The sequence below is a fragment of the Parvibaculum sp. genome (assembly GCF_049651025.1).
Lineage (GTDB): Bacteria > Pseudomonadota > Alphaproteobacteria > Parvibaculales > Parvibaculaceae > Parvibaculum.
Genome location: NZ_JBASBH010000035.1, coordinates 16620 through 42352, shown reverse-complemented (window position 1 = coordinate 42352; position 25733 = coordinate 16620). Strand labels below are relative to the sequence as shown.

At 60.4% G+C, this 25733-nt stretch carries 23 protein-coding genes, 2 tRNA genes and 1 riboswitch; of the genes, 10 read left to right on the top strand and 15 right to left on the bottom strand.

The window, feature by feature from the left end; all coding sequences use genetic code 11:
* The 4 genes from WA943_RS04620 to WA943_RS04605 all read right to left on the bottom strand — a co-directional run bounded on the left by WA943_RS04620 (nucleotide 1) and on the right by WA943_RS04605 (nucleotide 2864).
* A complete protein-coding gene (locus tag WA943_RS04620) occupies nucleotides 1-405 on the bottom strand; it encodes a rhodanese-like domain-containing protein (protein ID WP_424468673.1) in 405 nt (134 codons plus the stop codon).
* A gap of 91 nt (nucleotides 406-496) precedes the next feature.
* Nucleotides 497-1288: a 2-keto-4-pentenoate hydratase gene (locus WA943_RS04615; RefSeq protein WP_424468672.1), complete on the bottom strand. Its 792-nt coding sequence runs from the start codon at nucleotides 1286-1288 to the stop codon at nucleotides 497-499.
* Nucleotides 1278-2057, bottom strand: coding sequence for an HpcH/HpaI aldolase family protein (locus tag WA943_RS04610; RefSeq protein ID WP_424468671.1), 780 nt, complete (start codon nucleotides 2055-2057; stop codon nucleotides 1278-1280). The genes WA943_RS04615 and WA943_RS04610 overlap by 11 nt, the downstream gene beginning before the upstream one ends.
* 96 nt (nucleotides 2058-2153) lie before the next feature.
* The gene (locus WA943_RS04605; protein WP_424468670.1) at nucleotides 2154-2864 is read right to left on the bottom strand and encodes a TetR/AcrR family transcriptional regulator; all 711 of its coding nucleotides are present in this window, start codon (nucleotides 2862-2864) and stop codon (nucleotides 2154-2156) included.
* Nucleotides 2865-3077: 213 nt separating this feature from the next.
* On the opposite strand from WA943_RS04605, the gene WA943_RS04600 reads away from it, so the two are divergent.
* The 5 genes from WA943_RS04600 (at nucleotide 3078) to WA943_RS04580 (ending at nucleotide 8205) form a co-directional block, all read left to right on the top strand.
* A complete protein-coding gene (locus WA943_RS04600) occupies nucleotides 3078-4553 on the top strand; it encodes a 4-hydroxyphenylacetate 3-hydroxylase family protein (RefSeq protein WP_424468669.1) in 1476 nt (491 codons plus the stop codon).
* Nucleotides 4553-6013, top strand: a complete 1461-nt coding sequence (locus WA943_RS04595) for an aldehyde dehydrogenase (RefSeq protein WP_424468668.1) — start codon at nucleotides 4553-4555, stop codon at nucleotides 6011-6013. Before WA943_RS04600 ends, WA943_RS04595 begins: the two co-directional genes overlap by 1 nt.
* A 14-nt stretch (nucleotides 6014-6027) precedes the next feature.
* Nucleotides 6028-6936, top strand: coding sequence for a VOC family protein (locus WA943_RS04590; protein ID WP_424468667.1), 909 nt, complete (start codon nucleotides 6028-6030; stop codon nucleotides 6934-6936).
* Nucleotides 6937-7056: 120 nt separating this feature from the next.
* On the top strand, nucleotides 7057-7887 hold the full coding sequence (locus WA943_RS04585) for a fumarylacetoacetate hydrolase family protein (RefSeq protein ID WP_424468666.1): 831 nt from the start codon (nucleotides 7057-7059) through the stop codon (nucleotides 7885-7887).
* Between the two features lie 114 nt (nucleotides 7888-8001).
* Nucleotides 8002-8205 (top strand): hypothetical protein, encoded by a 204-nt coding sequence (locus WA943_RS04580; RefSeq protein ID WP_424468665.1) that lies wholly within the window; start codon nucleotides 8002-8004, stop codon nucleotides 8203-8205.
* 179 nt (nucleotides 8206-8384) lie between these two features.
* On the opposite strand, the gene WA943_RS04575 is transcribed toward WA943_RS04580, so the two are convergent.
* From WA943_RS04575 to WA943_RS04545, 7 genes are all read right to left on the bottom strand, one after another.
* Nucleotides 8385-9074, bottom strand: a complete 690-nt coding sequence (locus WA943_RS04575; RefSeq protein ID WP_424468664.1) for a response regulator — start codon at nucleotides 9072-9074, stop codon at nucleotides 8385-8387.
* Nucleotides 9071-11773: a DUF4118 domain-containing protein gene (locus tag WA943_RS04570; protein WP_424468663.1), complete on the bottom strand. Its 2703-nt coding sequence runs from the start codon at nucleotides 11771-11773 to the stop codon at nucleotides 9071-9073. The genes WA943_RS04575 and WA943_RS04570 overlap by 4 nt, the downstream gene beginning before the upstream one ends.
* A gap of 23 nt (nucleotides 11774-11796) precedes the next feature.
* Entirely contained in the window at nucleotides 11797-12396 is a 600-nt protein-coding gene (gene kdpC, locus WA943_RS04565) for a potassium-transporting ATPase subunit KdpC (protein ID WP_424468662.1), read from the bottom strand.
* A gap of 9 nt (nucleotides 12397-12405) precedes the next feature.
* Nucleotides 12406-14490, bottom strand: a complete 2085-nt coding sequence (gene kdpB, locus WA943_RS04560) for a potassium-transporting ATPase subunit KdpB (protein ID WP_424468661.1) — start codon at nucleotides 14488-14490, stop codon at nucleotides 12406-12408.
* Nucleotides 14491-14499: 9 nt separating this feature from the next.
* A complete protein-coding gene (gene kdpA, locus WA943_RS04555; protein WP_424468660.1) occupies nucleotides 14500-16227 on the bottom strand; it encodes a potassium-transporting ATPase subunit KdpA in 1728 nt (575 codons plus the stop codon).
* A 9-nt stretch (nucleotides 16228-16236) separates the two neighbouring features.
* Complete coding sequence (locus WA943_RS04550) at nucleotides 16237-16326, bottom strand: K(+)-transporting ATPase subunit F (protein ID WP_152216705.1); 90 nt, start codon at nucleotides 16324-16326, stop codon at nucleotides 16237-16239.
* A 386-nt stretch (nucleotides 16327-16712) separates the two neighbouring features.
* Nucleotides 16713-18260 (bottom strand): acyl-CoA synthetase, encoded by a 1548-nt coding sequence (locus WA943_RS04545; RefSeq protein WP_424468659.1) that lies wholly within the window; start codon nucleotides 18258-18260, stop codon nucleotides 16713-16715.
* Nucleotides 18261-18466: 206 nt separating this feature from the next.
* Between WA943_RS04545 and WA943_RS04540 the strand changes: the two genes are divergently transcribed.
* The 3 genes from WA943_RS04540 (at nucleotide 18467) to WA943_RS04530 (ending at nucleotide 19164) form a co-directional block, all read left to right on the top strand.
* The gene (locus WA943_RS04540; protein WP_424468658.1) at nucleotides 18467-18682 is read left to right on the top strand and encodes a hypothetical protein; all 216 of its coding nucleotides are present in this window, start codon (nucleotides 18467-18469) and stop codon (nucleotides 18680-18682) included.
* A gap of 97 nt (nucleotides 18683-18779) precedes the next feature.
* Nucleotides 18780-18932 (top strand): DUF3309 family protein, encoded by a 153-nt coding sequence (locus WA943_RS04535; RefSeq protein ID WP_424468657.1) that lies wholly within the window; start codon nucleotides 18780-18782, stop codon nucleotides 18930-18932.
* Nucleotides 18933-18966: 34 nt separating this feature from the next.
* A complete protein-coding gene (locus WA943_RS04530) occupies nucleotides 18967-19164 on the top strand; it encodes a hypothetical protein (RefSeq protein ID WP_424468656.1) in 198 nt (65 codons plus the stop codon).
* A gap of 56 nt (nucleotides 19165-19220) precedes the next feature.
* On the opposite strand, the gene WA943_RS04525 is transcribed toward WA943_RS04530, so the two are convergent.
* Together WA943_RS04525 and WA943_RS04520 are read right to left on the bottom strand one after the other, a co-directional pair.
* Nucleotides 19221-20453 carry a pyridoxal phosphate-dependent decarboxylase family protein gene (locus WA943_RS04525; RefSeq protein WP_424468655.1) on the bottom strand — a complete coding sequence of 411 codons (1233 nt, stop codon included), beginning with the start codon at nucleotides 20451-20453 and terminating at the stop codon, nucleotides 19221-19223.
* 65 nt (nucleotides 20454-20518) lie between these two features.
* Nucleotides 20519-21325 carry an enoyl-CoA hydratase/isomerase family protein gene (locus WA943_RS04520; protein WP_424468654.1) on the bottom strand — a complete coding sequence of 269 codons (807 nt, stop codon included), beginning with the start codon at nucleotides 21323-21325 and terminating at the stop codon, nucleotides 20519-20521.
* A 91-nt stretch (nucleotides 21326-21416) separates the two neighbouring features.
* Between WA943_RS04520 and WA943_RS04515 the strand changes: the two genes are divergently transcribed.
* Nucleotides 21417-22265 (top strand): enoyl-CoA hydratase, encoded by an 849-nt coding sequence (locus WA943_RS04515; RefSeq protein WP_424468653.1) that lies wholly within the window; start codon nucleotides 21417-21419, stop codon nucleotides 22263-22265.
* A 52-nt stretch (nucleotides 22266-22317) separates the two neighbouring features.
* Here WA943_RS04515 and WA943_RS04510 read toward each other — a convergent pair whose 3' ends face one another.
* The gene (locus tag WA943_RS04510) at nucleotides 22318-24279 is read right to left on the bottom strand and encodes a TonB-dependent receptor plug domain-containing protein (RefSeq protein ID WP_424468652.1); all 1962 of its coding nucleotides are present in this window, start codon (nucleotides 24277-24279) and stop codon (nucleotides 22318-22320) included.
* Between the two features lie 200 nt (nucleotides 24280-24479).
* Nucleotides 24480-24733: riboswitch (cobalamin riboswitch) on the bottom strand.
* A 178-nt stretch (nucleotides 24734-24911) separates the two neighbouring features.
* A tRNA-Pro gene (locus WA943_RS04505) sits at nucleotides 24912-24988 on the bottom strand.
* Between the two features lie 155 nt (nucleotides 24989-25143).
* On the opposite strand from WA943_RS04505, the gene WA943_RS04500 reads away from it, so the two are divergent.
* Nucleotides 25144-25218: transfer RNA gene (locus tag WA943_RS04500), tRNA-Gln, on the top strand.
* The last annotated feature ends 515 nt before the right edge of the window (nucleotides 25219-25733 follow it).

Genomic DNA, 25733 nt, shown 5'->3' with positions numbered 1-25733 from the left:
TCAGCGCTTGTGCTGCGGCTTTTCCCCGATGGGCAGCCCGGCTTCTTTCCATGCCCCGAAGCCGCCCTCGATATGGCAGACATTCGTCAGTCCCATATCCTGCAAAGCGGCTGTCGCGAGACTAGAGCGCCAGGCTGACTGGCAGTAGAGAACGAATTCCTTTCCTGAGCCGAAAATATCCTTGTAGTAAGGACTTTCCGGATCAACCCAGAATTCCAGCATTCCCCGCGGAGCATGGAAGGCCCCCGGAATGATGCCTTCGCGCTCCAACTCGCGGACGTCGCGAATATCGACGAAGACGACGTTAGGGGCATCAAGCAGCGCCTCGGCCTCCGCAAGCGTCAGTGTACGGATTTTCTCCCGCGCCTCCGCCATTAGCTGCTTGTAACCTCTGATTATCGGCATGTCGCTTTTTCTCGTGTTTTTCGATGAGGCCTTGGCAAACGGGAACCGCCAAGGGAACGAAGGTTACTATATCGCCTTCTGGCCTCTCCGGTCAGATGAAACTTGTTGCGACATCACCAAACCCCTGATCGAAGCGACACACGATGTCGTCGCCCGCATTGACGGGCATGGCGCGAACGAAGGATCCGGTCAGGATGACGTGGCCCGGCTCGAAGGTGACACCGAATTCGCCGAGCTTGTTCGCGAGCCAGGCGACCGAGGTCACCGGATTGCCCAGCACGGCCGAGGCTTCGCCTTCCTGCTCGATCTTGCCATTGCGGATGATCGAGCCCTTCACGCGCCGAATGTCGATTGCATCGAGCCGCCGGGGATTGGCGCCGAGAACGACTGCGCCGCAGGCAGCAAGATCCGCAACCGTGTCGATGATATTCATGCCGGGCTCCCGTGCGAGCCGGAAGTCGACGATCTCGATTGCGGGCAGAACAAAGTCCGTCGCCCGAAGCACGTCGACAGGTAGAATGCCGGGTCCCCTCAACGCGTGCTTCATGACGAAGGCGATCTCGATTTCGATCATGGGGGCGAAGAAGCGTGCAGCGGGCAGGGGCGTGTCTTCCGGCAGAAAGAAATCGTCGGTCATGGCGCTGAAATCGGGCTCCGTCGAGCCTGCCATTTCCTGCATGGGCTTCGAGGTGAGGCCGACCTTGTATCCCTTGATGCGCGCCCCCTTGCTCACATGGCGCGCGACGAATTCTTCCTGAATGCGATAGGCATCCTCGATCTCGATTTCGGGATAGGTCTTGGTGAGGAGGCGTATGGGCTTTCGTGTCTCATAGACCCCGCAAAGATCGGTAACGATTTTTGTCCGTGTCGCTTTATCGAGCATGTGCGTTTCCCTTCGTGCTTGCCTGAACCGTCAGAAGGTCCGCACGCGTGGCCATGGTGAGAGCGGAAATATCGGTGGTGACGGAAATCATCTGAAAGCCCTGCTCGATGCGGAGCGGTGCGACCTTGGCGTTGGAAAGAACGGCCGTCGCCACACCGGCTCCTTTGGCGGCATTCGAAATCTTGCGGATCGCCGCATCGAAGGCGGGCTTGCCGTCATTGTCGCCCGGTGGAAGGCCGAGCGCGACGGACAGGTCGAACGGGCCGACAAAGAGAGCGTCGACGCCGGGTACAGCCGCGATATCCTCGACCGCCGCGAGCGCTTCCAGCGTTTCAATCATGGGAATGACGGCGACGCGCGAGTTTGCTTCGGCAAAATATCCGGGCCCGTCGCGCATGCCGACGCGCACAGGGCCAAAACTGCGGCGGCCTGCCGGCGGATAAAGACAGGCCTCAACTGCGCGGCGCGCATCTTCCACCGTCTGGATCATTGGGATCACGACGCCCAGAGCGCCCGCATCGAGAACGCGGCCGATGATTCCGGGATCGTTCCAGGGCACGCGCACGATGGGAATGGCCGACGTAAGATCGATGGCGCGGATCATGTCGAGGGCCGTCTGATAATCCATGCAGCCATGCTGCATATCGATCAGTACCCAGTCGAACCCGCCATGTGCCAGCGCTTCAGCCGTTAGTGCATTCGGAATCATGCACCAGGCGCCGAGCGTCACTTCTCCCGCCTTCCAGCGGGCTTTCAATGATGAAGACATGATCTGCTCTCATGTTGGGCGCCCGTGCGAATTCGCATGGCGCAACTATATAAATGAGTTCCATCATAATTGACTAAAGTCAATATATGGGTGCGATCATCTGATTTTTTGCGCCGATCTGTTTTTCGCTGCGGCGGGCGTTCCGGCGGTGCGATCGATCAGCCCCTCGACGGCGATTGTGAGCTTTCTGCGAAGTCTTTTCACGAAGTCCTGCTTCGTCGTTTGTCCGCCGAGCCAGCCGATCAGGCTGAGGTAATAGATGCCGAAAAAATTTTCGGCGGCCATCATCAGATCGACGTCCGTCCGTAGTTTTTCTTTCTTCTGCGTCGCCGCAAGAAGATCGGCGATGCCGCTATAGATAACGCGCATCAGCGAGCGCACATCCTCGCGGCGTTCGGGGCGGGAGAGCACGGTGATTTCGCGAATGAGCGCGCGCGCGAGCGGCAAGTCGCGATTGTGATAGGCGATCATCGAGTTGAAGACCTGCATGAGCTGATCGATCAGCGGCGTGTCCGGCGAAACCTTGCGAAAAGCTGTCCGTGACGTTTCGATCATTTCGTCATGGAAGACCATGATGAGGAGGTCTTCCTTGGTCTTTGCATAGAGGAACAGCGTGCCCGTTCCGATATCGGCGCGCTGGGCGATTTCCTGCGTGGTCGTTTCGTTGAAGCCCTTGGCGGCAAAAAGATCGCGGGCGGCGGCAAGAATCCGGTCGAGCTTTTCTTGTTTATTGCGCTCGCGCCGTCCTGTGCGTGGGATGGGCGGGACGCCCGCCTTCCGTACCTTCGTCGCCTTGGTTTCAGCCACTTCCTACCGCTCTTCCTGCGAATCTCGCTCGAATTCTCGTCGAAGAAACAACTTGGCCGATCGCTCCCCGTTGTCAATCGCACCTTTCGCCGCCGCAATATAACTCGACGCTTGACACGTTTTTTAAAAGTGATTGTACTCATAAATGAATTGAATCATAAACGGGCGCGCACTCATGAGGCGACGTCCCACATTCAAGGGAGGGGAGCGCACATGGCGGCACGTACAGGAAAGGAATTCCTGAAGGGTCTGAAGGGCGACCGCGAGATCTGGGTAGGGTCCGACCGCGTCACCGATATTGTCGATCATCCGGCCTTCGCAGGCGCCGCGCGCGGCCTTGCCGGTCTTTTCGACCTGCAATACGCCTATGCAGAGGACTGCCTGATGCCGGACCCGGAAACGGGCGAGAAGATCAATGCCAGCCACATGATTCCGCGCTCGAAGGAGGACATTCTGCGCCGCCACAAGGCGCTGGCGCGCCATGCGGAATATACAGTCGGCGTCATGGGGCGATCGCCAGACTATATGAACGTGACCTATGCGGGATTTGCAGGCCGCTCTGACGAATGGGGCGCGAACGGCAATGAGGAGGGCGCGGAGAACCTCGTCAACTATCAGAAATTCCTGCGCCGCAATGACATCTCGCTCACCCACACCATCATCCATCCGACGGTCGACAAGGCGGCCGGCGATATCGTGGGTCCGCCGAATGAAGTGCCGCTTCATAAGGTCGGTGAGACGGAACACGGCATCATTGTGCGCGGCGCCCGCGTTCTGGCGACGCTTGCCCCCTTTGCGGACGAGCTTGCTGTCTATCCGGCGCATCCCGTGCGCCCCGATGCGCACGACTATGCACTCTCCTTCTGCATCCCCATCAACACGCCCGGCCTCAAATTCATCTGCCGTGACAGCTGCGCCGGCACGCTTAACTTGCGCGACCATCCGCTATCTTCGCGCTTCGACGAGCAGGATGCCTTTGTCATCTTTGACGATGTGGAGGTCCCGCGAGACCGCATCCACATCAACTGCAACGTCAATGTCTACAATCAGGTTATGGCAACCGGCTGGTTTCCGAATGTGATGCAGCAAACCATGATCCGGGCACAGACCAAGCTCGAATTCGCATGGGGCATCGCAACGCGCATGACGGAGGCGATTGGCGGGTTGCAGCCGCCATCCGTGCAGATGCTGGGCGAATTGTGGAGCTATGGCCAATTCGCGCGCTCCTGCATCCAGTCGGCCGAACAGGACGCCTATGAGTTCGGTAACGGTGTCTGGTTCCCGAACGGTGCGCCGCTCACCGCGCTGAAATCGTTGCTGCCGAGCTGGTTCCCCCGCGTGAACGAGATCATCCGTCTTCTCGGTTCGCACAATCTGTTGGCCGCGCCGACCGAAGCGCAGCTTGCAGATCCGGGCTTGCGGCCGCTCATCGATCGCTACATGCATGGAGCAAACGGTATCGACGCCGAGACGCGCAGCCGCCTCTTCCGTCTCGCCTGGGACTTTACAGGTAGCGCGCTTGCAAGCCGCGGCGAACAATATGAGCGCTTCTATCTGGCCTCTGGCGCGCGCAACCAGCAGGTCGCCCACATGATCGCCGACCGCGGTCGGGCCGATCGTCTGGTCGACCGTTTCCTGAAGGAAGACGCGCCGCTCGCCCCGGAACTCAAGCTTGCGGAGGCGGTGTGATGGCGAGGAATGTTGCAAATATTGCCGGTGTCGAGGTCTCGACCGATCACTGGATCGACGGGCGGCGCGTATCGTCTGCACGGGGGTTCGCCAATATGTCGCCGGTGGACGGTTCGCACCTGGCGGATGTCGCCGCCGGCGGCAAGGCGGAGGTGGATCAGGCTGTCGCCGCCGCCCGCAAGGCGTTTCCGGCATGGGCCGCTCTTGGTCCCAAAGGTCGCTTGCCGATCCTGAAGCGCTTCGCTCAAGGCATTCTGGCGCGCGCAAATGAACTTGCCGCCGTTGAAACCATGGACAACGGTTCGCTGCTCATGGGCAACGTGCACAGGGTCGTTCCGCGCGCGGCACAGAATATCGAATTTTTTGCCGACTGGGCGCTGACGCTCGATGGTCATTCGATCGACTCGCCCGAGGTCGTCAATCATGTGAGATATGATCCTGCAGGCGTCGCGGCACTGATCACGCCGTGGAATGCGCCCTTGATGTTGACGACATGGAAGGTTGGCCCCGCGCTCGCCGCTGGCAACACCATCGTCGTCAAGCCGCCGGAATGGGCGCCGCTCACCTGCTCGCTGATGGCCGATATCGCCCATGCTGCTGGTGTTCCCGCAGGCGTTCTCAATGTCGTGCAGGGGATAGGCGAAGAAGCTGGCGATGCGCTTGTCAATCATCCCGATGTTGATCGCATCAGCTTTACGGGCTCGACGGACACGGCGAAAATCATTGGTCAGGCAGCGGCGCGCTCCATCACGCCGATGAGTTCGGAGCTTGGCGGAAAGTCGCCTTTCATCGTCTGCGCAGATGCCGATCTCGATGCGGCGGCGCAAACGGTGGCCGCGCAATACATGAATGCGGGGCAGGTCTGCCTTGCCGGTACTCGGATCATGGTCGAGAAATCGATCGAGGAACCGTTTCTGGAAAAAGTTCGCAGCGCCGCGAGCCACATGATCGTCGGTGATCCGCGTGACAAGGATACTCGTGTCGGACCGCTCATTCATAAAGAGCATTTCGATCGTGTCGCGGGCTTCGTCGACCGCGCCAAGGCAGATGGGGCCGTGCCGCTCTGGGGCGGCTCGCGCGCCAATTTCGGCGAGCTTTATTTCCAGCCGACGCTTTTTTCCAACGTGAGTCCGGAACTCGAAATCGCGCAGCGCGAAGTCTTCGGCCCCGTTCTCACCTGGCAGAACTTCTCATCCGACGATGAGGCGATCGAGCTTGCGAATGGCACCAGATACGGCCTTGCCGCGACGCTCTTCAGCCGGAATGAAGCGCGCGCGACCGCATTCGCATCGAAGGTCGTAGCGGGCACGGTCTGGGTCAATTGCTTCTTCGTGCGCGATCTCGCGGTGCCTTTCGGCGGAAGCCGGGATTCCGGGATCGGCCGCGAAGGCGGAACCTGGAGCTTCGACTTCTATAGCGACATCAAGAACATATCGATCCGCAAAGGATCGTTCGCCTGAGGGGAGGAATGGGCATGGTGCAGGTCACGGAGCTTGGCTACATGGGGCTCGGCGTCAAGAGCCTCGATAAATGGAAGGACTACGCTTCCCGGATACTCGGACTGGAAGTGGTCGATGAAGGCGAGGCGGGTCGCTGCTATTTCCGCATGGATTATTGGCATCATCGATTCATCGTCGAGGAAAACGGCCATGACGATGTCGACTATCTCGGATTCCGCGTCGCGGGCGTCGAGGAATTTCGTCAGATGCAGAAACAGCTTTCAGATGCCGGCGTGAAAGTCCGCATCGGCACACCGGAGGAAGCTGACGATCGCCGTGTCCTTGAGCTGATGAAGTTCGAGGATGCCAGCGGCTATCCGCTCGAAATTTTTCACGGGCCGCAGCTCCAGCTCGACAAGCCGTTTCATCCGGGGCGGCGGATGCATGGCAAGTTCAAAACCGGCGATGGCGGGCTAGGACATCTGATCCAGCGCGAGACGGTCGGCCTTGAGAAGACGTACGAATTCTACAAGCTGCTCGGCATGCGCGGTGGCATCGAATACAAGATTCCCTTTCCGGGCCTTCCTCGGCCAGCCGAACTCATGTTCATGCATTGCAACAGCCGCGATCACACGATCGCTTTCGGCCCGCCCGGCACCAAGCGGATCAACCACCTGATGATCGAGGTGGAGAGTTTCGACGACGTCGGTCTCGCTTACGAAATTGTGCGGCAGAACGACGTTCCCGTCGCGATCGCGCCGGGGCGTCATGCCAACGATCATATGTATTCGTTCTATTTCATGAACCCCTCGGGCTGGATGTGTGAAATTGGTTGGGGCGCCCGTCCCGCGACGCATCAGTCTGAATATTACCAGCGCGACACCTACGGGCACGAGCCCGTCGCCGGTGTCATGAAGGGCATCATGGAGACCGCTGCCGAATAGCGGCGACGAGATCGACCATGTCCGCCGCTTCCCCAGAGTATGGGCGGCGAGCATTGCCGGGGAGCTTGCTGGATCAGCTCCCCGGCTGAATCCAAATCAGAAAATGAACGGGAGAAATGAATGTCGGTTCTGAATGGTCCCCGCGAGGAATGGCGCCGTATCCTTCACGAAGGAACGCCGAAATGGGTGCGTCCCGAAGGAGACTGGCTGCGGCTCGGCGATGGACGCACGGTTGCCGACGCCGATGCTGTTTACCTTCCGCCTTGCGATCCGACCAAGATCATCTGCATCCATTTGAACTACGACTCTCGTCGCGCCGAGTTCAAGGCTCCGCCGCTGGTGACGCCGACCTATTTCCAGAAGCCGCTGACGACGCTCAATTCCCATCGCGGCTTTCTGAATCGGCCCGCGAACTGCAAATATCTCAACTATGAGGGCGAGATCGCGGCGATCGTCGGCAAGCCGATGCGCAATATTGCGCGCGAGGATGTCTGGGATCATCTCGCGGGTTTTGCTCCGGCCAACGATGTCGGTGCGCAAGATTTTCGCGACACGGATGCAGGCTCGATGCTGCGGGTGAAGGGCCAGGACGGTTTTTGTCCGATTGGCCCCGGCATCGTCAGGGGTGTCGATATCCGCAAGGAGAGCGTGCGCACCTACATTAACGGCAAGGTGGTGCAGGACGGGCCGGTCAGCGACATGACCTTCCCGATCGATTACATCTTCGCCGATCTATCGCGACACATCACCTTTCTGCCGGGCGACATCGTGCTCACAGGCACACCCGCAAATTCGCGCCCCATGAATCCGGGCGACGTGGTCGAAGTGGAAGTCACCGGCATCGGCAAGGTGACCAATACTGTGCAGGAGGTACCTGCACCCGCTCACAAAGTCGGTCACGAACCAACCGATACGGATGCCGTACGTCGCGTGGCGCTTGGGCAATTTTGATTTGGGACGGACGCTGTCGAAGGCAATCCATTTTTTGCCATCGTTGCTGAAGTGGACGTTGCGATAGAGTTCGTCCCATGACTGGCCGGATCGCACGAGGTTGAGCACCTGCTGATGCAGATCGACCATATAGGCGCGCTCGGCGGCGACGTCCGCCTTGGTGGCGGGGGTGTAGTGGCCGTTCACGTCGACATGGCCGCCGCGCACCGCGTCGCGCGCCAGAATCTGGACGCGACCGGTCGTCGTGACGCCGCGCAGTTCGATCCGCCCAAAGCTCGCAACAGCGGTGTCGTTGAGGATCGCGCACTTGCCCACTGAGGTCTTGAGATGGATGTTGTGGACGCGATTGTCGGATGAAAGCTGAACGCCGTCTTTGCCCAGGGTGAAGGTGATGGAAGCTCCGTCATCTTCGCCACGCAGGGACTGGCCGGGAGCGAGCCGGATGGAGGGCGCATTGGAGATGGCGCCGCTGACGATGATCTGTTGAATGCCGTTCGTCACTCCGCTCGCAGCCGGTAGCCCACGCCTGTCTCGGTGAGAATTAATTGCGGCAAGGTGGGATCGGCTTCGAGTTTTTCGCGGAGCTGGCGAATATAGACGCGGAGATATTGCACGTCTTCCGTATGCGCCGGGCCCCAGACTTCGCGCAGCAGGAAGCCATGCGTCAGCACCTTGCCTGCATGCATGATGAGAATGCGCAGGAGATCATATTCCTTCGCGGAAAGTTTTATTTCCCGGCCACCAACAGTGATGAGGCGACGCACAAGATCGGCGGTGAGATCGCCGCTGCGGAAGATCGGCGCTTCGCCCTGCACCTGAAGTTTGTGACGCAGGGCCGTGCGCACGCGCGCAACCAGTTCCTCCATGCCGAAGGGCTTCGTCACATAGTCGTCGGCACCGAGATCGAGTGCGCGGACCTTGCCCTGCTCGTCGCTGCGTACCGACAGCACGATGATCGGAACATGCGAATGTGCACGCAACGTCTCGATCACTGAAAATCCGTCGCCGTCGGGAAGGCCGAGATCGAGAATGACGAGGTCGGGTTCGTCTTTCGCCGCCATCGCTTGCGCCTCGGCGGCGGTCGCCGCTTCAGACAGGCGATAGCCCTGCGCGCCGAGGCTGGTGCGCAGGAAGCGTCGGATCTGCGGTTCATCGTCGACGATGAGAATATGCGTCGATGCACTCATGCCTGATATCTTGCCTTGTCTGATGCATCGAGCGGGCCCACAGGCAGCGCGATGGTGAACTGTGCGCCGTGGCGGTCGGCGCGGTTGGCGGCGGTGATGTGCCCCCCGAACGCTTCCACGAAACCGCGACAGACGGCGAGGCCAAGCCCCGTTCCGGCCGGGCGCTGATCGCCTGCGCGTACGCGATGGAACTTGTCGAAGATGAGATCGATCTCGTCGGGCGGTATGCCTTCGCCTTCATCGGTCACGCGGATAAGAATCTCGCTATGGGCATGCTCGGCGCCGATGCGGACAAGACTGCCCGGCGGCGAATATTTTGCGGCATTGTCGAGCAGATTGAAGATCACCTGTTCCAGCAGAACGGCATCGGCGCGGACGGGTGGAAGGTCAGGCGAGAGCGCGACCTCCACGCGATGCTTTGCGAGCATGCGTGCGGCGCGGCGCAGCGCCGTTTCGATGAGTTCGCCGATCTCCACCCGGTCGGTGCGAATGTTGAGTGCGCCGGATTCGAGGCGCGTGATGTCGAGCAGATTGCCGACAAAGCGATTGAGGCGTTCGGCCTCGTCCTCGATGGTCGCAATGAGGTCCGTGCGCTGCTTCGCATCATACTGGTCGAAATAACTTCTGAGGCTCGAGACCGCGCCGATGATCGAGGCGAGCGGCGTTCTGAGGTCGTGTGAGATGGAGGTGAGAAGGGCGCCGCGCAACCGCTCCGTTTCGCTCATCACACGCGCATTGTCGATATCCTCGGCAAGCCTGATGCGCTCGATGGAAACCGCGATCTGGTCGAGCAACGCATCAAGAAGCCGTCGCTCATCGGCAGTGAAAAGCGGGCCGGGCGCTTCGCGGTCGAGGCCGACGACCGCGAGCATACCGGTCGCGGTCTTGATCGGCAGGAAGAGGCGCTTGGCGCCGGGCAGCGTGTCCGAACTGCGGCCCGCCGGGCGCTGATGGTCGAAGGCCCAGCGCGCGGCGGCGAGGTCCGCGTCATCCGCGACATCTTCCGGCGGATAGGCTGCGGCGACGCTCATATGGCCGTCGGCGGGAAAGAGGAAGACGACGCGCAGTTTCAGCATGGAGGCGATCTGGAAGGACGCCGCCCAGAGCAGATCGTCGAGGTCATTGATGCCGGCAAGCTTGCGGCTGAAGGAATTGAGGTCCGTCGTCGTCTTGACGCGCGTTTGGGCAACGACGATCTGGCGCCGCGTGCGTGCCGTCAGATTGCTGGTGAGAACCGCAACGATGGTGAAGAAGATGAGGGCGAGAATATTTGCCGGGTCCGCGATGGTGAAGGTGTAAAGCGGTGCGAGAAAAAAGAAATTATAGGCGAGGGTGCTGATCAGCGACGCATAGAGCGAGGGCCAGAGCCCGTAATTGACGGCGGTGAAGAGGATCGCGGCGAGGAAAACCAGCGAGATATTGGGAAGCGGCGTGATGACATGGATGAGGCGGCCCAGGCCGATTGCCGCGCCGACGGTCAACGTGCTCATTGCATAAGGCATCAGGTCAACGCCTTCACCCGCGACGCGCGTGCGGATGGTTTTTTCTGCCGGGCCGGAATCGCCCGGCACGACATGAATGCCGATCTGCCCGGCATTGCGAATGAGATTGCTGGTGACGTTGGGCCGAAAGGCCGCGAACCAGCGGGTGCCATGCGGCCGCCCGAGGACGATCTGGGTCGCATTGCTCTCGCGCGCATAGGCAAGGATCGCGTCGGCAACGTGATCGTTGGAAAGCGTGACGGCCTCGCCACCCAGCGTCTCGGCGAGACGCAGCGCCTCGCTCAACCTGTCGCGCTCTGCCTCGCTCACCGGAATATGGCCGAGCGTTTCGACATGGATCGCCGCCCAGTTGCAGCGCAGCCGGTCGGCGGAGCGCCGCGCGTAGCGCACGAGGCCGGTGGAGGCCGGGCCGCCATCGATGCAGACGAGGAGGCGTTCATCCGTCGCCCAGGGTCCCGCAATCGCATGCGCGCGCATATAGCTCAGCATCTGCTCGTCGACGCGCTGCGCCGTGCGCCTGAGGGCGAGTTCGCGCAGCGCCGTCAGATTGCCGGGAGAGAAATAATGCTTCAGCGCGCGCTGCGCCGCGTCGCGCACATAGACCTTGCCTTCATGCAGCCGCTGGATCAGCTCTTGCGGCGTGACGTCGATGACCTCGATCTCGTCGGCACGGTCGATGATCGAATCCGGCACGGTCTCGCGAACCCGGATGCGCGTGATCTGCGCCACGACGTCGTTGAGGCTCTCGACATGCTGCACGTTGAGCGTCGTATAGACGTCGATGCCCGCATCGAGCAGCTCCTCGACGTCCTGATAGCGCTTGGGGTGGCGCGAGCCGGGCGCGTTCGTATGCGCAAGCTCGTCAACGAGAACGAGCGAAGGACGGCGCGCGAGAACCGCATCGATGTCCATCTCTTCGAGAATGCGGCCCTTGTAGGCGATGCGGCCGCGGGGCAGCGTTTCAAGGCCGCGCGTCAGATTTTCGGTTTCCGCGCGGCCATGCGTTTCAACGATGCCTATGACGACGTCGACGCCTTCTCTCTGGCGCTGGGCGCCGGAGCTCAGCATCTCATATGTCTTGCCGACGCCGGGCGCAGCGCCGAGGAAGATCTTGAGTTTGCCGCGCCCTTCCGTCGCCGCCTGTTCCAGCAAGGCTTCGGGAGTGGGTCGTCTCGCCGTCTGGTCGATGCTTGCCATCTATGCCTGTCGGGTCAACGCGTTCATCCCGCCGTTGCGGCATCCAGAGCCATGTTGAGCTTCAGGACGTTGACCGCTGGTTCGCCAATGATACCCAGCGTTCGCGGTTTCGTGAACTGGTTGACGAGGGCTTCCACCTTGGCCTGATCGAGATTCCGGGCCTTGGCGACGCGGGGCACCTGAAAGAGGGCGGCTGCGGGCGTGATGTCGGGGTCGAAACCGCTTGCCGAGGTCGTCACCATGTCGACGGGAATGGCCGCGCCGGGGTTTTCGGCTTTCAGCTTTTCAACGTCGCCCCTGATGCGCTCCATCAAGGCCTTGCTGGTCGGCCCGAGATTGGAGCCCATCGAATTGGCGGCGTTGTTGGGGAGCGCAATGGTGTTGCCCTTGTCGTCGGTCCCTGTCGTCGCCGAGGGGCGGCTATGGAAATATTTCGCGCTCGAGAAGGTCTGGCCGATGATTTCGGAGCCGATGACGGCGCCGTTCTTCACGATGAGGCTGCCTGATGCCTGATGAGGAAAGAACATTCCGGCAAGGCGCGTCATGCCGAGCGGATAGGCAAGGCCGAGGAGCAGCGTGAGCAGCAGCGTGAGGATGATGGCAGGGCGGATTTCTTTCAACATGGCTTTTCCTCAGACAAGACCGATTGCCGTGATGGTGAGATCGATGAGCTTGATGCCGATGAAGGGAACGATGATGCCGCCCGCGCCATAGATCAGCAGATTGCGGATCAGGAAGGCGGCGGCGCTGCGCGGCGTGTACTGAACGCCCCGGAGTGCCAGCGGGATCAATGCGATGATGATGAGCGCATTGAAGATGATGGCCGACAGGATCGCGCTTTGCGGGGTCGAGAGATGCATGATGTTGAGCACGCCGAGGCCCGGATAGAAGGCCGCGAACATGGCCGGGATGATCGCGAAATATTTTGCGACATCGTTGGCGATCGAAAACGTGGTCAGCGTGCCGCGCGTCATCAGCAATTGCTTGCCGATGGCGACGATCTCGATGAGCTTTGTCGGATCGCTGTCGAGGTCGATCATGTTACCGGCCTCGCGGGCGGCTTGCGTGCCGGTCTGCATGGCGACGCCGACATCGGCCTGAGCAAGCGCGGGCGCGTCATTGGTGCCGTCGCCGCACATGGCGACGAGCTTTCCCTTGGCCTGTTCCTCGCGGATCAGGCGCAGCTTGTCCTCGGGCGTTGCCTGAGCGAGAAAATCGTCAACACCCGATTCCGCCGCAATGGCGGCTGCCGTCAGCGGGTTGTCGCCGGTGATCATGATGGTGCGAATGCCCATCCGGCGCAGCGCCGCGAAACGCTCGCGAATGCCGCCCTTGACGATGTCCTTGAGGTGGATGACGCCGAGGATAGTGTGATCTTTCGACACGGCGAGCGGCGTTCCGCCCGCGCGAGCGATCCCGTCGACGACCTGCTGGAATTCCTTCGGTACGACGGCATTGGGAGCATTCACGCCGACGAATTGCAATATCGCATCGGCGGCGCCTTTCCGGATCTGATGCCCGTCAATGTCGATGCCGCTCATGCGTGTCTGGGCCGAGAAGGGAATGAACTTCGCGTTGAGATTGGCAAGCTCGCGCCCGCGCAGGCCATATTTTTCCTTGGCGAGAATGACGATGGAGCGGCCTTCCGGCGTTTCGTCGCTTAGAGAGGAAAGCTGCGCTGCATCGGCAAGCTCCTGTGCGCTGACGCCGGGCATGGTCACGAATTCGCTGGCGACGCGATTGCCGAGCGTGATGGTGCCCGTCTTGTCGAGGAGCAGCGTATCGACATCGCCTGCCGCCTCGACGGCGCGGCCGGACATGGCGAGCACGTTGAATTTCACGAGGCGATCCATGCCCGCAATGCCGATGGCAGAAAGCAGCGCGCCGATTGTCGTCGGGATGAGCGTGACAAAGAGCGCGACGAGAACCGTGACCGGCACGGTGCCGCCCGCATAGGAAACAAAGCTCGGGATCGTTACCGTCGCGAACAGGAAGATGATGGTGAGGCCGACGAGAAGGATGTTGAGCGCTATTTCATTCGGCGTCTTCTGCCGCGCGGCGCCTTCGACGAGATGGATCATCCGGTCGAGAAAGGTCGAGCCCTGTGCGGCGGTAATGCGGACCTTGATCTGGTCCGACAGCACGCGTGTGCCGCCTGTAACGGCGGAGCGGTCGCCGCCGCTTTCGCGGATGACAGGCGCGGATTCGCCGGTGATGGCGGATTCGTCAACCGATGCGACGCCCTCGACGACATCGCCGTCGCTCGGGATAAGATCGTTCACCTCGACCAGCACGACGTCGCCGACCTTGAGCTGAGCTGCCGGGACGATGTCATAACCGGCGCCGCTCTTCCGCAAAAGCTTGGCGACGGCTTCAGAGCGCGTGCGGCGAAGCGCATCGGCCTGGGCCTTGCCGCGTCCTTCGGCAAGGGCTTCAGCGAAGTTTGCAAACAGCACGGTAAACCATAGCCAGAAGACGATCTGCGCCGTGAAGCCGACATGCGCGCCGATGGCGAGATCGCGCACCAGCAGAACGCTTGTCAGCGCGGCGACGATCTCGACCACGAACATGACCGGGTTCTTGACCAATGTGCGCGGGCTGAGCTTCACGAAGGAGTCGATGATCGCCTGCCTGACAAGATCGCCCCGGAAGAGCGAAGCCGTTTTGAGGCGATGAGAGGAACTCTCGCTGGCTGCCGGGTTATGAGCAAGTGACATGATTTTTCCTCAGTAAAGCGTGCCGTTGACCATCGAGAAGTGTTCGACGATCGGACCGAGCGAAAGAGCCGGGAAGTAGGTGAGGCCGCCGACGATGATGATGACGGCGATGAGGATCGCGACGAAAAGCCCGCCATCGGTCGGAAACGTGCCGGCGGAAGTCGCGACGTGTTTCTTGCGCGCGAGTGAGCCGGCAACCGCGAGCATCGGAACGATCATGCCGAAGCGGCCGATCAGCATCGCAAGCCCCAGCGTGACATTGTAGAAGGGCGTGTTGCCCGTCAGGCCGCCAAAGGCGCTGCCATTGTTACCTGTGGTCGAGCTGAAGGCATAGAGGATCTCGCTGAAGCCATGCGGACCGGCATTGGCGATGCTCGACACGCCGACGGGAAGCGAGCTTGCAAGTGCGGTGAAGCCCAGCGTTGAGAAGGGCAGGATGATGATGGCGAGCGCCGTCATCTTGACGTCATAGCCCTCGATTTTCTTGCCGACATATTCCGGCGTGCGCCCGACCATCAGCCCGGCAATGAAGACGGCGACGATGGCAAAGAGCAGCATGCCGTAAAGACCGGAACCGACGCCGCCGAAAATGATTTCGCCAAGCTCCATGTTGACCATGGGAACGAGCCCGCCAAGCGGCGTGAAGCTGTCATGCCAGGAATTGACGGCGCCGCAGGACGCATCCGTCGTGACGGTGGCAAAGAGGGCGGAATTGGCGATGCCGAAGCGGACATCCTTGCCCTCCATATTGCCGCCCGCCTGTAGCGCGCTGACGGTCTGATCGACGCCGAGCGCAGATATGTTCGGGTTGCCGACAGCTTCGAAATGATAGGCTGTGAGCGCGCCGACGAGGAACAGGACGCCCATGGCGCCGAACAGTGCCCAGCCCTGCCACTCGTTGCCGACCATGCGGCCGAAAACGTTTGTGAGCGCCGCGCCGATTGCGAAAATCAGGAGCATCTGGACGAGATTGGTGATGGCGTTCGGATTTTCGAAGGGATGCGACGAGTTTGCATTGAAGAAGCCGCCGCCATTCGTGCCGAATATCTTGATCACCTCTTGCGAAGCGACGGGCCCGACGGCGATGGTCTGGTGTGCGCCTTCGACGGTGGTCGCATCGACATAGGCACCCAGTGTCTGCGGCATCCCCTGCCAGACGAAGAAGAGGCCGACGACGATCGCGACGGGCAGCAGCACGTAAAGCGAGCAGCGTGTGAGATCGATCCAGAAATTGCCGAGCCCATTCGCCGACGCGCGCGAGAAGCCACGAATGAAGGCCATCGCCAGCGCCACGCCGGTCGCCGCCGAGACGAAGTTGTGCACGGTGAGGCCGGCCATCTGGACGAAGTAGCTCAGCGTCGTCTCGCCGCCGTAGTTCTGCCAGTTGGTATTGGTGACGAAGGAAACCGCCGTGTTGAAAGCAAGCAATGGATCGACATTGCCGAAGCCCTGCGGATTGAAGGGCAGATAGGCCTGCAAACGCAGCATGGCGTAGAGAAGGGCAAAGCAGGCCAAATTGAAAAAAAGCATCGCGCCGCCATAGCGGAGCCAATGCTGATCGTCTTTTTCGTCAACGCCTGCGAGCCTGTAAAAGAGCAACTCGACGGGCCGGAGGATCGGCGTGAGGAAGACATGGTCTCCCTTGAACACGCGCGTCATGTAGCCGCCGAGCGGGCGCGCGATAAGCAAAACGATCACGCTGAAAAGCGCGATCTGGATAAGACCGTTCGCTGTCATGGCAGGCTCCTAGAACCTTTCCGGCATGGCGAGGACGACAAGCAGATAGCCGAGAATGAAAAGGGCGACGCCGCCCCCCAGAATGAGATCGAAGCTCATGGGGGCCTCACAGACGGTCGCAGAGGAAAAGATAGCCAAAGAGCGCCGCAAAGGAGGCGAGCGCGAGAGCGAGCATTCCGGCGTCGAGCATGAGGAGTCTCCTTCGACAGGGTCCGTAGCGTGACCGGAGCAGACACCTAATGTGACACAAAAATCGAGATGACTTGGGGCGCGAAAGAATAAAGATCGCATAAAAAGAGGATGCGGCGGCCCGGCTCGAGCCGACAGGCGCGACCATCCGGCCGTGGTCGGAGCGAATTAAGACCGCTCGAACGGCCTCGAACCCGCGGAATTGATCCGCAGTCGATCAAAGTGGCCGGTGATTTTCACGGCGGTGCGAGCCGGTTCTACCGGCCTTCGCACGTGCAGCAGGACGTCGGGAGAACTCAGATTCTCCGTCCGGCGGCTTCCCAGAAAGGCTCGCGCAGCTTGCGCTTGAAGATTTTGCCGGAGTCCTCGCGCGGCAGGTCGGTACGGAATTCGACGTGCTTGGGCACCTTGTAGCCGGCGATCTTCTCACGGAGAAATGAACGCACGGCGCTTTCCGTGATGTCTGCCCCGGGCAGCCTCTGCACGATGGCGCAGACCTGTTCGCCGAATTCCTCGTCGGGAATGCCGAAGACTGCACAGTCGCCGACGCCCGGCATCTTGTGCAGCTCCGCCTCGATCTCGGCAGGGTAGATGTTGACGCCGCCCGAGATGATCATGTCCTTGGCGCGGTCGCACAGATAGAGAAAGCCGTCATCGTCGAGATAACCCATATCGCCAAGCGAGATCAGGCCCGCTTTCTCCGCGCGCTGCCGTTTCTCTTCGTCGCGATGATAGGTGAAATCGGGAATGGTGAACGTCCGGCAAACGATTTCCCCGGTCGCGCCCTTGGCAAGCTCCTCGCCATTTTCCCCCAGCACACGAACTTCCGCGCCGTCGACCGCCTTGCCCACCGTCCCAGGATGAGCGAGCCATTCCTTGCTGTCGCAGAAAACGACCGCGCCGGTTTCCGTGCCGCCGTAATATTCGAAAATTACCGGCCCCCACCATTCGATCATGGCCTGTTTCACATGAACCGGGCAGGGCGCCGCCGCGTGGACGACGAAGCGCAAGGACGAAAGGTCGTATTTCTTCTTCACCTCATCGGGAAGCTTCAGCAGACGGACGAACATGGTCGGCACCATATGAAGATGCGTAACCTTGTACTTGTCGATCATCGCCAGCAATTCTTCGGGATCGAAGCGCGGCTGCAGGATCGCATTCGCGCCGACGCGAAATGCAAACAGTCCATAGGCATTGGGCGCGGAGTGATACATCGGCCCTGTGATCACGGTCACCATGTCGACGGGATTGCCGAATTTCGGATCGAAGCCCATCACGCCGCCGACGAGTTTCTGCCATGCAAGCGCCTGCTCGCCATTCGGTCGCGCCCGGCGCACGCCCTTGGGGTGTCCGGTCGTGCCGGACGTGTAGATCATCGTGCCCGGCGGCTCGTCGGGCCCTTTTTCCTTGGGTGGGAATTTCGCGAGCCACTCGCTCCAGAGTGGTACCCCCGCGGGCAGTCGCAGCGCATCGGCAGGGAGGCGATAGGCGGCGATGATCTCTGGCGGCGTCTCTACGACGAAGACCGGCACCCCGGCAGGCAGCGCGCTGGCGATTGGATGATAGAGATCGGCATGGATGACGATCGCCTTCGCGCCCGAATTTTCAAAGATGTAAGCAGCTTCATCGGCGGAATTGTGCCAATTGACCGGCGTCGAATAAGCGCCGACAAGGCCCGCCGCGACGGAGGCTTCGAAAAAGGCAAAGTCGTTTCGGAGATAGATGGCAACAACGTCGCCCGGCCCGATGCCGAGGCTCGCAAACCCCGACCCGGCGCGCGCCGCATGCTCAGACAAAACCGCAATATCGGATACGCGCTCACCCGACCGCACAAACCCGCCCATCAGAGTCCCTCCCAGTGACTTCTTTTGTCGGCTGGAGTGTAGCAGGCGAATGCGCTTTGGGAACATGTCCCGCATAGGACGCCCTTGCCCTGGAAACTATTCGACCCGGTCAAGGGAACCGCACCTGATTTACGGCGTTTCACTAGACGAGCCGGGCCTTATGGCCGGTGAATTGTGTGCCCCACAGAGTGACGGTGAATAGTGCTATGGCGATCAGAAGCAAAACGACCCGTCTGCGCAGAGATGCTGAAGCGCTGAAAGACGATGCCAGAGACCTGACAAAGGAAGCCTTTGCGCATCCTGTCGTCGACACTGTCGTGAATGCGATCCGCAAGCGGCCCGTGACATCTGTCGTTGTGACGGCGGTTGTCGTCTATCTCGCGTCGCGCATCGTCAATCATGCGCGCCATGTGGAGGAATAGACATGCGCTATTTGTTTCTCTGGATCGTCGGCGTTCCGATTCCGATCCTCATCCTCATCTATTTTCTGTTTCACTGAGTTTTATGGGTTGAACCAACATGCATCTTTTATTGCTGATTTTGCTCATTGTGCTGGTTGTCGGTGCACTGCCGACTTGGCCCTATAGCTCCAGTTGGGGTTACTATCCAAGTGGCGGTATCGGCACGATACTCATCATTCTTCTCGTCCTCTTGCTGCTCGGCGTCATCTGACGTCACTTTCCCGAAAGAACATGGAGTCTTGAATATGTTGCGCAAAGCAATGATCGGCATCGCTCTCACGCTCCCGTTGATGGGCGCGCTGGCCGCATGCGACGACAAGGGCCCGGCTGAAAAGGCGGGCGAAAAACTCGACAACGCTGTAGATTCCATGAAGGACGCAGTGAACCCGCAAGGCCCGGCTGAAAAGGCCGGCGAGAAAATCGACAACGCCACGGGCAACTGATCGTTCAGTCGCCTTCGATATGAAAGAGCCCGCCGATTTGGCGGGCTCTTTTGCATTCAGCTGTAGCGCGCCTCGCGCTTTGCGCCGCTCGCACCGGCTTTGACCTGCTCCACCGCCCAGGCGAGATCGGCCAGATAAGTGTCCGCCACCTGCAGATGGAAGGGCGAGAGCATCAGATGCAGCCCCTTGGGCTGCGTCGTCAGGCTCGTAAACCAGCCACGCTCAAACAACTTGCCCCACACCGCCATGCAGTCGATCTCGTCATGCGTATAGGCGATAAGGCCGAGCTGCGGCTTTCCGAGAATGCGAAAGCCGAGCGCCTTGACGCCCGCCTCGATCTTCTCGCGCGCATCCGTCACCTGTTTGTGCTTGGCGCGATAACCCTCGACGCCGAGAAAATTCATCACCGCCCATGCCGCCGCGATAGCGCCGCCGGGCCGCGTGCCCGCAAGCGTCGGCGTGACCATGCGCCCGCCCGGCCATGAATCCGTGTCGAAGATCATGTAAGCACGCAGCGCCTCGGAGCGGAAAAGCACGGTCGATGCGCCCTTGGCGCAATAGCCATATTTGTGCAGATCGGCCGACATGGACGAAACGCCGGGCACCTCGAAATCGAAAGGCGGAACATCGCCGCCATTCATCCGCACGAAAGGCGCGATATATCCGCCGACGCAAGCGTCCACATGCAGCCACAGCTCGCGCGCTTGCGCGAGTGCGCCGAGTTTCTCGATGGGGTCGATAAGCCCATAAGGAAAGCAGGGCGCCGATCCGACGATCATGATCGTGCGCTCGTCCGCCGCCTTGCCCATCGCCTCCACATCAGCCAGCAGATCGGCACCGACCGGCACACGGCGAATTTCGATCTCCATCATCTTCGCCGCCTTGTCGAAGGCGGGATGTGCCGAATAGGGCAACACGACATTGGGCGTGCCGGTCACACCCTTTTCCTTGCGCGCAAAGTCGCGCGCGGTCTTCATCGCCATGGTGATCGAATCCGTGCCGCCTGATGTGATGTTGCCGACGGCACCGTCAGGCGCATGAAGCAGCGAAAGCCCCATCGCGACGACTTCATCTTCCATCTTCTTCAGGCTCGGAAAGGCCATCGGCCCGAGGCCATTTTCCGACATGAAGAGCGTATAGGCCTCCTTCTGTACGCGCTCGACATCGGGCCCGGCATTGAAGACATAAACGGCCGTCTTGCCATCACGCCATTTGACGTCATGCGCACCGCGCTCCTGCATCTCGCGTTTGAGGCTTTCCCAGTCGGTTCCCTTTTCGGGCATAGGCATGATGGTGTTCCGTTTCGATTGTGCTGATCGGAAGGCTAGCAGATTTGCAGGGGCGACAAGCGGCTTCACTTGCCCGCGAATTTAGGCTCCCGCTTTTCAAAGAACGCTTTCACGCCTTCGCGCACATCCGCACTCGGATTGGCGACCATGACGGAAAGTGCCGCATCGCCAAGCGAACGCTCCAGCGACACGTCGCTCGCGCGCAGCATCATGTTCTTCGCCAGCCGAACGGCGAGCGGTGCTTTCTTCGCAAGCGCGCGAGCCAGCGCGAATGTCCGCACTTCAAGCTCGGCATGCGGCACGACTTCCGTTACAAGCCCGAGGCGCTCAGCCTCGGTTGCGTTGTAAACCTCGCCAAGCAGCGTCATCTTCAATGCCCGGTCGAGGCCCATGGCGCGGGGAAAGAGCCAGGCGCCGCCTTCGTCCGGCAGGAGCCCGAAGCGGCCAGACGTGTCGCCAAGCTTTGCCTGATCGGACGCAATGCGCATGTCGCAGGCAAGGGCCAGCGTCAATCCGCCAGCGACCGCCGCACCGTTGATCATCGCAATCACCGGCTTGTCGATGCGCGACAGCGCAAGAATGACGCGGTGCATGCCGTCGCGCATTTCGCGTCCGTGAGAAAGCTGCGTCTTCATCAGTTCCGCGTGCTCGCCATCGGCGCCGCTGACATCGCCGCCCGAACAAAATCCGCGCCCCGCGCCGGTGAGGATGAGGCAGCGCTTGTCGTCATCGCGCAGATAATCTTCCAGCGCCTCGACCAGTTCCTCGCACATTTGGGTCGAATAGGCGTTCATCTGCTGCGGACGATTGAGCACGATCCGCGCGACATGCGGCTCCGGGCTATCGACGACGATCTGCTGAAACCCTGTCATTTTTTCTTTCGCATCCTTTTTGAGCGCGCTTTCTCGTGCCTATACTCGCTCAAAATGCCGCAAGAGCAAAAGCCAACCGAGGGAGAAAGCCATGAGCCAGTATGAGGATCTCATTTATGAGGTGAAGGGCCGCGTCGGCCTCATCACCCTGAACAGGCCGGACAGGCTCAATGCCTGGACTGCCGCCATGGAAAAGAGCATCAAGCGGGCGCTCGCTGCTGCAGTGCAAGATGATGCGGTGCGCGTCATCGTGATAACCGGGGCAGGGCGCGGCTTTTGCGCCGGGGCCGATATGGGCCTCCTTCAGCAGATCAAACCGGCGAACTGGGAGGACCGCGAACTGGCGCAAGCCACGCGCGAGGAAACCTTCGATTTTCGCAACGATCTCGGGCCGGACGTCACGCCGCATTATGGCGGCCGCTTCGGTTATCTCTTTCAAATCAGGAAGCCGATCATTGCCGCGATCAACGGCCCGGCGGCAGGCCTCGGCCTCGTCTTCGCGCTATATGCCGATATGCGCTTTGCTGGTTCCGACGCGAAGTTCACGACCGCCTTTGCGCAGCGCGGTCTGATTGCCGAGCACGGCATATCCTGGCTCTTGCCGCATCTCGTCGGCCCCGCTCACTCGCTCGACCTCTTGCTCTCGGCCCGCAAGTTCACAGCCGCCGAAGCCGAGCGCATGGGCCTCGTCAACAAGGTCTTCGAGCAGGAGACATTCATGGGCGCGGTGATGGATTATGCGACGGTGCTTGCCGAAACCGTCTCGCCCCGCTCGATGGCCGTGATGAAAGCGCAAATCTGGAAAGCGCTCTTTCAGGGTTTCAACGAAGCGCTGGAAGTCGGCGACAGCGAAATGCAGAAGAGCTTCGGCACAGCCGACTTCAAGGAAGGCGTCGCCCACTTCGTCGAGAAGCGCAAAGCGAACTTCACCGGAAAATGAAAAACGCGGGGAGTGTTCCTCCCCGCGTTCATTCTCGTTCACTCGCGTTCGATCAGAACGTATAGGCGATGCCCGCAAAGGCTTCGAAGCCCTGCGCCTGGAATCCATCTGCCGGCTCATATTGCTTGTTCAGCAGATTGTTGATCCGCGCCGTCAGCTTCACGCTGTCGGTAAGCTGATGCGATCCGCTGATATTCACGACCGCATAGGGGCTCGCCTTGAAAATGCCGAAGACGACGGGGCTGTTGTAAACATCGAAATAATTGGCGACCCATTCGACATTGAGGCCAAGGTCCGTCTTGTCGTCAACCTGCCAGCCGAGCGTTCCGCTGACGATATGGCGGGGCCGACGAAGGATCGGCGTCGCCGCCGCCCCCTTGTCGATCAGCGTATAGGTGTAGTCGAGACGTGCCGAGACATTGGGCAGCGGATCGATTTCGATATAGCTCTCCACGCCCGACGCATGGAAGGTCGGGCTGTTGATCGACGTCGTGAAGAACGCATCCTGCCGGATGGAATCCTCGATACGGCTCTTGAAATAAGTCAGGCCGACCTTGGCATAGTCGCCAAACAGCCCCTGATCGACGCCCACTTCCCAGCCGCGGCTTTTTTCAGGCTTCAGATTGGGATTGCCGTGATAGTCGCCATAGGTTGTCGCCGTGAAACCATAGCGCTCGAACAGTGCGGGCACCTTGAAGGCCGTGCCATAGCTCGCCGTCAGACGCGTATCGGTTTCTTCGATGTAATAGCCGGGTGCAATCGAATAGGTGAACTGATTGCCGAAATCCTTGGGCATGTCATAGCGACCGCTGACGGTGGCAAAGAACCGTCCGCCGAGATCGACATGGTTCGATCCATATATCGCCGTTGACGATGTGGCAGCCGCCGAATCCGCCACCGAGAGATAGTCGCCCCACACAGGATCGGGAATGAACAGATAGCCATTCGACGTGAATGTCTCATGCGCATATTCCGCGCCGATCGTCAGCAGGTTCCAATCGGCGAGCTTGAATGCATTGTCCGCGCTCAGCGTGAAGCGTTCGCCGCGATTGTTGCTCTGGCTGTCGTCCACCGAGAGGACGTCGGGATAGTCCACATCGTTGCGATGATATTTCGTGAACGAGGTGTTGAGCTTCGGCGTCCAGACGCCGCCTGCGAATTTACCTTCGATCGAGCCGCTGAGAAAAAGCTGGATCGTCTTCGCACCGGCGTCGATGCCTCCAAAACTCGTATCGGATGCATTGCGCGTATCGCCGAATTGCGCGAAGGCAGATGCGGTCACCAGCTCGTTGAGCGCACTGTTGAGTTGCAGCGAGCCGTTGATGTCCTCATTGCCATCTTTCTCCTCCGGCGTACCGAGGCGATATCTCGACGGCGTAATGTCGTTGCCGTTCGTGGCCTGCCGCGCGAGAGACGCAAAGTAGTTGGTCTTGCCGACGCTGCCGCTCGACGTGATGCTCGTATTCAGCGAGCCGCGCGATCCGGCTTCAACGCTGAGCGTATTCGACGGCGTGGCCGTGCCTTGCTTTGTGATGATGTTGATGACGCCGCCGATCGCCTGGCTGCCATAAAGCGCGCTTTGCGGCCCGCGCACCACCTCGATGCGCTCGACATTTTCAAGCGTGAGGAAGGCGAAGTTGAAAGCGTTGGAAGGGGAGGCGGGGTCGCTCACAGGCTGCCCGTTCAACAAAACGAGCGTCTGGTTGGAGTTGCCGCCGCGCGTAAAGGCATAGGCGAGCGAGCCTGAACCGCCCTGTTGCACAATGTGAACGCCCGGAACGGACTTCAACGCGTCGACAACGGTGCGATATTGAAAACGCTGAATATCCGCCGCCGTGATGATTGTGTAGGAGCTGGCGACTTCCTTCGTCGGCAGCGGCATGGTGCCCGCCGTGATCAGAAGCTCAGGCGCTATGCTTGCGGTTTGATCGGCAAGAGCAGGACTTGCGGATATCGCCGCAAGAGTGAAGAGGGCCGCTCCCAGGCGGCGCCCATTGGGCATTGAGTTGTTCATAAGAACCCCATCGTGTCGTTCGCGGCCAACCCCGGCCGCATGGACCGGCGACGTGGGGCGCGAACAAACAGAGCGGGGAAGCCCATGGAGAAGACGCGACAGACCGCACAACACGATGCGGCAGGAACACCGCAAGGGACGCGAAACCGACGCGTCACCCATGCGGACAAGCCGCCCCGTTGGCACACCCCGGCCACCGGTAGATGACGCGCTTAATGGCAGGTCTCCTGGCTCACGGGTCATCGGCCTTGTTCCGCCTTCCCGTTGTGTGTGCCCGCAAAAGGCGCAATCAACAGTGGCTTTTTCGAACGAGGCCTCGCCGCTTACAGTTGCGGGGGCAGCCAGGGCATCGGCTCGAGCCTTCTTGTCGAAGACGCTTGCCTCACCCTGTTCCCTCTTGCCTCCCTCAGCCGCGAACCTTCGCGCCTCGGGAACCATCGAGCAGGGCGCATAATAGGTTTCGCGCCGGGCCTGTCAAATCGGGCACATGCAGCGATGCGTTTGGAAGCGACACCTGCAGCACGCCCGCAGTTTTGCAGGCCTGCGAACGGCATCGGATATGCTGGATATGGAGTTTTGTCCGGGTTTCTGTTGAGCGTGCTTTTCGGGAAAGCAGAAACCAGCGGCTAGATTGGTCGGAGTGAGAGGATTCGAACCTCCGACCCCCTCGTCCCGAACGAGGTGCGCTACCAGACTGCGCCACACTCCGTATCCAATCTGAGGCGGCGTTATAGCCTCCCGGCCGGGGGGCTGCAAGAGGCCAAACGCGCGCAAACGAACCGATTTCCAGGGAGTTGCACCCCCAACCCGATGCCGCTATCTTCCGCCCCGTTTCGCAGAGTCGCTACGCACCTGTGATACTGCTGGGGCGTCGCCAAGTGGTAAGGCAACGGATTTTGATTCCGTCATACGGAGGTTCGAATCCTCCCGCCCCAGCCAATCTCCCTTTTATACCGGGCCAACGAGCTTGCAGGCGCTGCCTTGAAACAGGGCGGACGCGGCGAATCTCTGTGATCGACGGCGTTTCCCGCGGACTTGCCTGATGGTCAGGCGCATATCGCCGGCATATTCATCCGTATAATGATTATATGAATGGCTCGCCGACCGTCCGATTTTGACGGGGCAGGGTGTCCCACTTTCAATCGGACGCCTGGCGCGATTGTGGGCCGCGTTATATCGGGACAGTAGTTAATCCCTCAAATAGTGCCCGGCCAGTAATGGCGGGGCCCTCCTTGCGCCGCCTTCCTTCTGCGGCAGGGGCAATTTTCCGCGAGTTTTCCTGTTCGCGAGGCGCTTGTTCCCTAGCGTCCGATCGTTTGGTACCTCGCCATGCTCATGGAGGCCATTTTATCCACAGGCATCAGTTCATCCTTAGTGTCTGCCTATGGCACACAAAATATTCTCTATGTCATCGATCTATAGATGAATGATGAATAGAGACATTGTCTCATTAT

Bases quoted from the DNA above. Each gene is read 5' to 3' on its own strand.
- WA943_RS04620 (WP_424468673.1), bottom strand. From the start codon at position 405: ATGCCGATAATCAGAGGTTACAAGCAGCTAATGGCGGAGGCGCGGGAG.
- WA943_RS04615 (WP_424468672.1), bottom strand. From the start codon at position 1,288: ATGCTCGATAAAGCGACACGGACAAAAATCGTTACCGATCTTTGCGGG.
- WA943_RS04610 (WP_424468671.1), bottom strand. From the start codon at position 2,057: ATGTCTTCATCATTGAAAGCCCGCTGGAAGGCGGGAGAAGTGACGCTC.
- WA943_RS04600 (WP_424468669.1), top strand. From the start codon at position 3,078: ATGGCGGCACGTACAGGAAAGGAATTCCTGAAGGGTCTGAAGGGCGAC.
- WA943_RS04595 (WP_424468668.1), top strand. From the start codon at position 4,553: ATGGCGAGGAATGTTGCAAATATTGCCGGTGTCGAGGTCTCGACCGAT.
- WA943_RS04590 (WP_424468667.1), top strand. From the start codon at position 6,028: ATGGTGCAGGTCACGGAGCTTGGCTACATGGGGCTCGGCGTCAAGAGC.
- WA943_RS04585 (WP_424468666.1), top strand. From the start codon at position 7,057: ATGTCGGTTCTGAATGGTCCCCGCGAGGAATGGCGCCGTATCCTTCAC.
- WA943_RS04580 (WP_424468665.1), top strand. From the start codon at position 8,002: ATGCAGATCGACCATATAGGCGCGCTCGGCGGCGACGTCCGCCTTGGT.
- WA943_RS04575 (WP_424468664.1), bottom strand. From the start codon at position 9,074: ATGAGTGCATCGACGCATATTCTCATCGTCGACGATGAACCGCAGATC.
- WA943_RS04570 (WP_424468663.1), bottom strand. From the start codon at position 11,773: ATGGCAAGCATCGACCAGACGGCGAGACGACCCACTCCCGAAGCCTTG.
- kdpC (WP_424468662.1), bottom strand. From the start codon at position 12,396: ATGTTGAAAGAAATCCGCCCTGCCATCATCCTCACGCTGCTGCTCACG.
- kdpB (WP_424468661.1), bottom strand. From the start codon at position 14,490: ATGTCACTTGCTCATAACCCGGCAGCCAGCGAGAGTTCCTCTCATCGC.
- kdpA (WP_424468660.1), bottom strand. From the start codon at position 16,227: ATGACAGCGAACGGTCTTATCCAGATCGCGCTTTTCAGCGTGATCGTT.
- WA943_RS04550 (WP_152216705.1), bottom strand. From the start codon at position 16,326: ATGAGCTTCGATCTCATTCTGGGGGGCGGCGTCGCCCTTTTCATTCTC.
- WA943_RS04545 (WP_424468659.1), bottom strand. From the start codon at position 18,260: ATGGGCGGGTTTGTGCGGTCGGGTGAGCGCGTATCCGATATTGCGGTT.
- WA943_RS04540 (WP_424468658.1), top strand. From the start codon at position 18,467: ATGGCGATCAGAAGCAAAACGACCCGTCTGCGCAGAGATGCTGAAGCG.
- WA943_RS04535 (WP_424468657.1), top strand. From the start codon at position 18,780: ATGCATCTTTTATTGCTGATTTTGCTCATTGTGCTGGTTGTCGGTGCA.
- WA943_RS04530 (WP_424468656.1), top strand. From the start codon at position 18,967: ATGTTGCGCAAAGCAATGATCGGCATCGCTCTCACGCTCCCGTTGATG.
- WA943_RS04525 (WP_424468655.1), bottom strand. From the start codon at position 20,453: ATGCCTATGCCCGAAAAGGGAACCGACTGGGAAAGCCTCAAACGCGAG.
- WA943_RS04520 (WP_424468654.1), bottom strand. From the start codon at position 21,325: ATGACAGGGTTTCAGCAGATCGTCGTCGATAGCCCGGAGCCGCATGTC.
- WA943_RS04515 (WP_424468653.1), top strand. From the start codon at position 21,417: ATGAGCCAGTATGAGGATCTCATTTATGAGGTGAAGGGCCGCGTCGGC.
- WA943_RS04510 (WP_424468652.1), bottom strand. From the start codon at position 24,279: ATGAACAACTCAATGCCCAATGGGCGCCGCCTGGGAGCGGCCCTCTTC.